Raw genomic sequence first — 8,033 nt, 5'->3', positions numbered from 1 at the left:
GCCTGCCTGCCGTGCGACAGGCCATCACCGCACGGCTGTTTGCTCACCTCGCATCACCCGTGCGATGTCCACATTGCAGACGACGATTCCTGCCGCCCATCAAACCTAAAGTGCCCAGGTAGTGCTAGGATTGCTGCGCAACGTAGCGTGCAGAGTCAGCGCCTTGAGGGGCGGGGAGGCTAGCGAGAGTATCGATGGTTCATCCAGGGTCACGAGAGCGGACATTTTAATCGGGCGCCTACATCCTCAAACTCGATAATGAAAATTATGTAAAACCATGAGTCGCTTGCCGGCTGGTTTCGACCTTTCGGTCAAGGGTCAACTCGTATCTGAAGCCCTGGCAACCAGCACCTGCGGGATCAGCGATCGGATAGCGCCAGCACGGCTGCCATATGAACAGTGCCCAACATGATAGACGCCGTCTCGCTTTGCGGATGATAGCGCGGAGACTGTGGACAATACCACACCAAGCACAATCGCCCCCATATCGCCCATAGAACTTTCTGGAATCCTATTATTGAGCAGAAAATCGCAACTATTGCGCGTGGTGAGAGCCCTATGGAAAAATGGTTGCTTCGCTGCCGAAACTCTTGCTTGCATTGCACCAGATCGTTTGGATAGGTATCCGGAAGAAATCATTCACATGAACCATGGAAAGACCTTTTCCATGTATTCATGTCGGCAAAATTACTTTCGAGAAATTATTTCCGAGCGGTGGTTTGGGTCTTGGTTCTTCGGATCTGCTTCCACGCATCACAAAGATTTCGACTAGGGCATTGCTGAAGTCAGGCGCCTTCTCGTCCGTCATAGACCCTATGTCTGGGGAAGCATTTTCACGCCCTGCGACCTTTCACTCGATCGGTGAATATCCTTTTGTGGATGCGTCTGGAACGAGGATCACAGAGGGTGCGCGATCCAGGTTACGAGACTTCCGACCGAGGCAGCCCTGCCTTTATCCGTTACGGCTGGTGGTGTGGGTGCTGCGGGACAGGGACCGATACATGGGATTGTTCGACGAGGCATCATCGTGTGACGACCCCGGTCGGTATGCGTCTTTCGTCCCCGCCGATATGCCGTCCATCACCAATGCCGATCTGGTGGAGGGCATTGCGGCTGGTGGCTATATCCGTGGGGTCATGGCCGAGGCACAGGAGCCTGACAGCCGAAAGCCACCCTACGCCCTCTACATCCTCACGTCCTGGCGCAAGGGCTACAGCGTCTTCCATATCGCCTGGCCCGCGCGACCACGGCTGTTCAAGGACCTGGACCGGGTCATCGAGATGCTCCGGTTCGAATTCAACTTCCGTGGCGCTGTCAGCGTACGGCTTGCTGGCGAGCAGGCTGCTCAGAAGAGCGCCCGCCTACGCACCCGGCGAAACGACCCATCGAGTGATCCCGTGGAGCCCTGAAACCGCGACGCTCCGGAAAAGGGCCGGTAGCCCGCAGGAGGCGACCGTATGCTTCTGAGGGAACTTCGTGGACACAAGGCTCTCACCGGCTTGTTGGCAGGCGCAAACAGCGCGGCAAGGATCGACACCGCGCCACAGTGGGACCCCGATGGGAAACTGCTGGCGGACTGCAAAGCATTGGAGAGCGCCGATGCAGCCTATCACGAAGGGGTACGGCGGATCGGTTCAGACCTGGCGCTCGAGAATGAAGATGTGGTCTGCCAACTGGCTGAACTGGACCGAGAGCGGGTTGTGATTGCCGAGCGCATCGCCACCACGCCAGCTCTGAGCTGCCGTGGTGTCCGATACAAGCTCGCTGTGATCGAGCGCCTTCTGCCACAGCGCTACGAGGACCCGGCCCCCAAGCGCGACGCGGTCCTGCTGTCCTTTCTGCTCGATGTCGACCGCCTTTGCTACGCCAGGGCTGGAGCCGGCCGGGCGAAAGCCTTCAAGGCTTCCGCGGCGGCGCGCGCCATTATCGCCACCAGCGAGGTGTGCGTCCGCCTGATCGAGCGAATAGCCGCTGGTATTGCCCAGATGGATAAGGAAGACCTCGCCCCAGAGCAGTTGGACGAGCTGGCCGAGACACTGTCGGACACCTTGCAGGAAAAGCGCGAGGTCATCGCCGCGTTGGCTGAGATGCCAGCACGTTCGTTCCATACGGCACAGGCCAAGGCAACCGTACTCCGGCGACTTCTGGAGACTGGCTCCCTCGAAGATGGCCACTGCGGGCGGGTTGATCTTTCCCGTTCCTACATTGCAGACATCAGCAGATTGCTGGCCGAGAACGATGTGGATTGCGCAGCGGCGGCCGAGGTGGGTTCATGATGGGGCAACATCACTGGCAAGCTCTGGCCCCGGGAGCCAAAAGCGTGAGCTGCTGAGCCGCTCCATTCGCACCACTGTCCCGTAACCTCCGTACGTGTTCTGCAACGGAGGTTCCATGAGATCCATCCTTCTGGCCTCGTGCCTGGCTCTGGCACCCGGCCTTGCTCTCGCCGAGCCGCACTGCAGCCTGCTGGCGCCGCTCACGGCTGCCGATACACCTCCGCCGGTATCGGTCAGCACATCATCTCCTCCCCCCGCCGCAGCCCCTTCTGGCCTGGCCACACCCTCTCCGGCCGCCCCAACTGACCTGCGGCGCATCGCGGCCTTGCAGCGCATCGCGGCCTCCGGCGCCACGCTGACCGACCTCGGTCCTTACCATGGGATGCGCCGCGTGGTGGTCCGCACGGGCGACCAGTTCATGCTGATGTCGGCCGCCCCGGACGGGCAGGCGGTGGTCGGCGGGCTGATGGCCGATCTTTCGACGGCTGACCTGATCCGCATCGCTGGCGGCAGCCTGACTGAGCTCGGCATGCAGCACGGGCTTCGCGGCCTGTTGGTCAGGAGTGGCCCGCAGTTCCAGGTGTTCTACGCCACGCCCGACGGCGAGCGGGTCATCCCCGGCGTGATGTGGGACGCGGCGGGCAAGAACCTGACTCGCGACCAGGTGGTCTCCGTTGCCGGCACCATGCCCACCGTCACCATCGGCCCGGTGGACGCGGCGATGCCAGCCGCTGTGGCAGCACCTCAGCCCGCCTCGGGACTGCGTGTGGTCCAGACGACCACCTTCGGCACACTCGGTGACGCCGCGGCGCCGCGGCTGTGGATGTTCATCGACCCGCAGTGTTCCTACTCGGTGCAGGCGATGCAGCGGCTGCAGCCCTTCGTCGCAAGCGGCCGGGTGCAGCTGGCGGTGATCCCGCTTTCGGTGCTCGACTACGAGGACCGGGGGCGCAGCACCACCAGCGCGCTGGCCATGCTGAGCCAGCCCGCCGAACAGATGGTCACAGCCTGGAGCCGGGGCGACCTGAACGGCACCCCCGTTCCGGAAGCGGCAGCCCGGTTGCAGGCCAACATGGCGGCCGCGCATGCCATCCAGTTGCGGGGCACCCCGACCTTCATCTGGCGCAAGCCGGACGGCTCGGAAGGCCGCGCCGATGGCCTACCGGGCGACCTGGATGCCGTGCTGGCCTCGATCGGGAGCTGAGCCATGCAGCAGGATCCCAGGATCGACCTCGTCGCGCCCCGCTCGCCTGCAAAGCGCAGGCTGGTGTTCCGCGCGGCGATGGCTGGCCCCCGCTGGCTGTGGTCTCGCTCCGGGGAGGCGAGCGGGAGCGAGGAGATCATCCGCAACGGCAGGCTCATCCAGGGCCTCGCCGCGTCGGTTCGCCAGGGCCCCGGAGCCCCGAAGCGGATCTTTGCTGGTCCGGACGGCCGCCTTGACATGGCGGCGACGGCCCTGAGCCATGGGCTGACGGTGCCCGCCCTCGAGGAGCGGATGGTCGAGCGTCGGCGGCAGACCGCGCGGATCGCCTACATGGCGTTCGCCGGCGGCTGGCTGGTGCTGGGCTGGTGGCTGTGGCAGGCGCTGACGGCGCCATGGTCCGGTAGCCGCATGGTGCTGGGACTGGAGTTCATCCCCTTCTGCGCGGTGTTTTTCCTGCTGGCGTTCAAGAATGCCTGGCTGAACTGGCAGCTCCGGACAGGGCGGCTCGGCTCGGCCATGGAGTACCTGTCCACGGCCGAGCGGTTCTGGCCGAACTGAGGCTCAGAAGGTGCCAGCCGGCGCGAACTGTTCCCCTCCGGCCGCCCCCGTCGCCCAAGGGGCGTGCTCGTAATCCGGGCGTCCGGAAAGGACGGAGGGGTCGGTCGGCCGCACGATGGTGCCGCGCCGGTCAGCCACGGGCGGCACCCAGGTGGCATTGGCCGTCCCATAGGTTGCATAGGGGCTGTAGGTCGGGTGCCGCACGGGCGGCGCGGCCGGGGCCGAGTAGTCGCGGGCCGACTTGATGTTGCCGCCGCCGCAGGCGGACAGCGCGATGGCCATGGAGAGCAAACCCAGGACGTGAGAAGGGCGCATGGTGAACTCCTGTTGAGGAGACCACCATGCGCTCCCGCGGTGCGAACGGCTCAACCGTAGAGGCTAGTTGCCGATCAGCCCATTGGAACGGAGCACACCCTCAGCTTCCTCAGCCCACCGCTTGAGCGCGCGGTAGTTTCGCTCGTAGTCGGCTACCTGCTGACGTAGGGCCTGGTTCTCGGCAAGCAACGCACTCACGTCGACGGTCGGCGCCCGCGGCTGTAGACGCTGAGTGATGGACTCGGCGAAGTCACCCATGACTTGCTGGTTGCGGGCCGACATCCGGCCAAGCGCGAAGGCCGCGAAAGGGCTCATGCCACCCGACGAAGGCTCATCGTCCATTTATCCCTCCTCCCGAGGCGACGTCGTGTCGGACGCAGCTCGAACGGTCGTGTCGACAGGACTGCTGCCGACTGCCTCTGAACGACGGGCGTTCCTAGCGGTGGCAGCCGTTGATCCAGCCTGTCCCTCCAGCATCTGGACAGGACCGTTGACCGCCCGGATAGCCGCCTGGCTGCCTCGAACGAGGCCCTCCTGAAGATTGGTCAATGTGCCGGCCACCCCGACCAGGGCAGCGTCCCTGCTGTACTGGTCCATGTCTACCCGGTTCGCCGATCCGAAGCCAATCAGTTTGGGCAGATGGTGGGGCAGAAGGGAGATCATCCGGAACGACATGATGGCCAGGGCACCATGCATCATGACGAAGATCGAGACCATGACCACCAGCCCGAGCCAGTTGGTCAGGATCCCGCCATTGTACAACGCGAAGCCGGCCGCGATCCCGAAGCCCTGCCGGATGAGCCAGGAGCCGCTGCTGAAGATGAAATAGCCGAAGAACAGGCCGAGCAGCATCAGCACCGGCCGGAACAGGACGTTGAACAGCAGGCTGTAGCCCTCGATCCCCCGCCCGTGCAGGCCTTCCCCCTGGAAGGTCATGTGGGCCAGCATCCAGAGCGGGACCGCCACCACGGCCTCGCAGACCAGGATGAGCCAGCCCATGACCCCGGCGAACCAGACTGCGAAGGGGATCATCGGCAGCACGAAGGCGATGGTCAGGCCAGGGATCAGCATGCTGGCCGCCCCGAGAAAGATCGGCGTGGCCAGGAAGTTGACGACCGAGTGGGCTACCACCGTCGCCGCTGCCCCGCCCCATTGCAGGGTCAGAACCTGCCAGGCGGTGAGGGCCGTGCTGCCGGTGCTGGACGCCAGCAGCGCGGCGCCGCCAAGGGTGATGAGGGCGATGTTGATGAGGAAGTTGCCCAGGGCCATGAGGCTGCCGAACGGATCGGTCCACATGGTGGCGCTGGGCAGCATGTAGGTGGTGATCTTCTTCAGCATCCAGCTGCTGATGCCGATCTTGCTGTAGAGCCGCTCCAGCAGGTCGTTGCCGTCCTCGCCCGGCACGGCGCCGGAGAACAGCTCGGCGTTACCACCGGGTGGGTTCAGCCCGTCCGTGGTCGTGACATAGGACTGCAGCCGGGTCAGGAAGCTTTGGCTCGACTGCACGAAAGGCGCGAGGTCGAGAGACAGGGACTGCCCGAGCCCCTGGTAGCTGGGCAGGTTGACCTGCGGGGTGGAATTGACCAGCGACAGGGTGACGCCGTTCAGGCGGGCGAATTCGAGGTAGTAGGCCCCGGCCGAACTCCAGCCCAGGGCGGAGAGCTGCGTTTGGCCGTTCCCGAGGCCGACATTGCCGTTTCGCGCCTGGGTCGCGTCCTGCATGGCGCTGCGTAAGGCGGAGGCAGCGTCGGTCGCGATCTGCGTCAGCTTCTGGGTGTAGTCGGACGTGGCCGAGGTGAGCACGCCCATGAGCGGCTCCAGCGCCGAGGCCCGCCGGGTGCTGAAATAGTCCTGCGCGACCTGCTGCACCTGCGGCCGGATGTCGCCCGTCAGCACGCTGGTGATCGCATTGTTCAGCAGAGCGGCCTTGTCCACGGTGACGCCGGCGATCAACTGTGCCGAGCTGTCCGTGTTGCTGACGGTGAGGCTGCCGCAGACCGGCCCGCCCGTCTCATTGCCGGCCGACAGCGAGTAGGACCAGGTCTGGACCTGGCTGCCGTCGACCATGCTGATCGTGACGGCGTTCGGGGCCGGGACGAGGTTGCTGTTGTTGGCGATGGTATTCACGAGGTTCCGGCACAGTTCCATCTGGATCAGCGCCGAAACCACTGAGCGGGTGCCGGGGATCATGGGCGGGTCGATCACCATGGCGTCCGGCCCGACCGCCTTGACGGCGTTGTTATAGACCGAGCGGGCCATGCCAATGCCCCACATGGAGGCCTGGACCACAGCCGCCTGGCCGGCGCTGAAGCCGCTCGACAGCGGGTACATCATGATCGCCGCGAAGCCGAGCCGGACCATGAACATGGAGGTCATGTTGCTCGACAACAGCCGGGCGGTCTCGGCGCCACGGTGGATCTGCATGATCGTCGAATAGCAAAGCCAGGTCATGGCGATCGCCGCCACGAAGCCGGTCAGCTGGCTGATGATGAGCCCGATAACGGAGGTCGCGCCGCCGATGCTCGGCCCCGTGGACGTCCCGATCACCGGGAACAGCGACTTGAGGACCTGGGCGGCCCAGTCGTCACCGGGGTCGAGGGCGCTCCAGCTCATGTTCATGCCGGAGTTCGTCGTGGTCTGGGCCATGGCCGGCACGGCCAGAAGCACCAGGGTCAGGCTCAGGCTCAGGATCAGGGGCCAGGGGCGGCGCATGGCATCCTCGCGGGGTAGGGCTCCCGCAAGGATGCTCGGCCGTGGTGCGAACGGATGGGCCTACGGGCTGGGTGAAGGGCTGCTGCTCGCACGAACGGTCGAGGAGAAAGCCGCCTTCACCTTGTCCACAGCCCGCGAGATGATCTCGGCCGCCTTCTCAGCCAACTCCTCAAGGGCGTTCTTGCCCTCCTTGCGACCCGGCGTGTTGACGGCAGCCTCGCCGACCTGGGCATCGAGCTTCTGGAAGCGGCCGGTCAGAGCCTCGGCGTCCGGCCGCTGACCGATGATGGCATCCACCGCCGCCCGGTCCTTGGCGTACTGGCCGGTGGCCGTGGCTGCCCGGTCATAGGCGGCGGCAAAGGCCTTCTCCTTCTGCATGGCGCCGTCGAACTGTTGCCGCAGGTCAGCGTAGACGCCGCCAGCCCGCATCTCGGACATGACCCCGGCCATGCCGCCCGGATCCGTCTTGGCGGCCTCGCGGATGCGGTTGATCACGCCGGCCCCCGGCCCGTTGGCGAAGGCTTGCAGCGCCTCGACCGCCGCCCGCCCGGACTGCTCGGCACCGCGGAAGCTGTTTTCTTCCCGTCCCTCTTGCATCCGCTGCTCGAAGCGGCTGACCCGGTCGGCCAAGGGAGACGGCGTTGAATCCAGTGGCGACGGCCGCGACGGCTCCTGCCGGGCCAGCGTCGCCATGATCGAACCCACCAATCCCGGCGCCCGGACCTGGACGCCGTTTGGCATGGGGGGCGCCGTCGAAGCCCGCTGGGCCTCTGGCACGTCCTGCTTCCATCCCGGATGACCGGCTTCCATCTTCTGACGCGACTCTTCCGCGCGGGAGGGTTCGGTCGAACGGGTGGGGTCTGCACCGCCGGCTGTCGCAGCCTGCCTTGGCTCCTGGCTCGGCGGACTTGCCGCCCCCGCCTCGCGTGCGGTTGCTTTCCCGGCCGAGGGGCCCTCGGCCGACCCAC

At 65.4% G+C, this 8,033-nt stretch carries 8 protein-coding genes; 4 read left to right on the top strand and 4 right to left on the bottom strand.

The annotated features are described in order from the left end of the window. The first annotated feature begins 1,001 nt into the window (after positions 1-1,001). The 4 genes from ROTAS13_RS15030 (at position 1,002) to ROTAS13_RS15015 (ending at position 4,038) form a co-directional block, all read left to right on the top strand. A complete protein-coding gene (locus ROTAS13_RS15030; RefSeq protein WP_139323376.1) occupies positions 1,002-1,409 on the top strand; it encodes a hypothetical protein in 408 nt (135 codons plus the stop codon). 48 nt (positions 1,410-1,457) lie between these two features. Next, complete coding sequence (locus ROTAS13_RS15025) at positions 1,458-2,276, top strand: hypothetical protein (RefSeq protein WP_075822739.1); 819 nt, start codon at positions 1,458-1,460, stop codon at positions 2,274-2,276. Between the two features lie 325 nt (positions 2,277-2,601). Further along, positions 2,602-3,480: a hypothetical protein gene (locus tag ROTAS13_RS15020; RefSeq protein WP_239370935.1), complete on the top strand. Its 879-nt coding sequence runs from the start codon at positions 2,602-2,604 to the stop codon at positions 3,478-3,480. 3 nt (positions 3,481-3,483) lie between these two features. Next, positions 3,484-4,038 (top strand): hypothetical protein, encoded by a 555-nt coding sequence (locus ROTAS13_RS15015; protein ID WP_075822737.1) that lies wholly within the window; start codon positions 3,484-3,486, stop codon positions 4,036-4,038. Positions 4,039-4,041: 3 nt separating this feature from the next. Here the strand turns inward: ROTAS13_RS15015 and ROTAS13_RS15010 are convergent, their stop codons facing one another. The 4 genes from ROTAS13_RS15010 to ROTAS13_RS14995 form a co-directional block, all read right to left on the bottom strand. Beyond that, positions 4,042-4,353, bottom strand: coding sequence for a hypothetical protein (locus ROTAS13_RS15010; protein ID WP_075822736.1), 312 nt, complete (start codon positions 4,351-4,353; stop codon positions 4,042-4,044). A gap of 63 nt (positions 4,354-4,416) precedes the next feature. Beyond that, entirely contained in the window at positions 4,417-4,695 is a 279-nt protein-coding gene (locus ROTAS13_RS15005) for a hypothetical protein (RefSeq protein WP_075822735.1), read from the bottom strand. After that, on the bottom strand, positions 4,696-7,065 hold the full coding sequence (locus tag ROTAS13_RS15000; RefSeq protein ID WP_075822734.1) for a DotA/TraY family protein: 2,370 nt from the start codon (positions 7,063-7,065) through the stop codon (positions 4,696-4,698). A gap of 60 nt (positions 7,066-7,125) precedes the next feature. Further along, positions 7,126-7,758, bottom strand: coding sequence for a hypothetical protein (locus ROTAS13_RS14995; protein ID WP_139323375.1), 633 nt, complete (start codon positions 7,756-7,758; stop codon positions 7,126-7,128). Positions 7,759-8,033: the final 275 nt, after the last annotated feature.

Source organism: Roseomonas sp. TAS13, assembly GCF_001950415.1.
GTDB classification, from domain to species: Bacteria; Pseudomonadota; Alphaproteobacteria; order Acetobacterales; family Acetobacteraceae; genus Roseomonas; species Roseomonas mucosa.
This window is presented reverse-complemented; position numbering and strand designations above follow the sequence as displayed.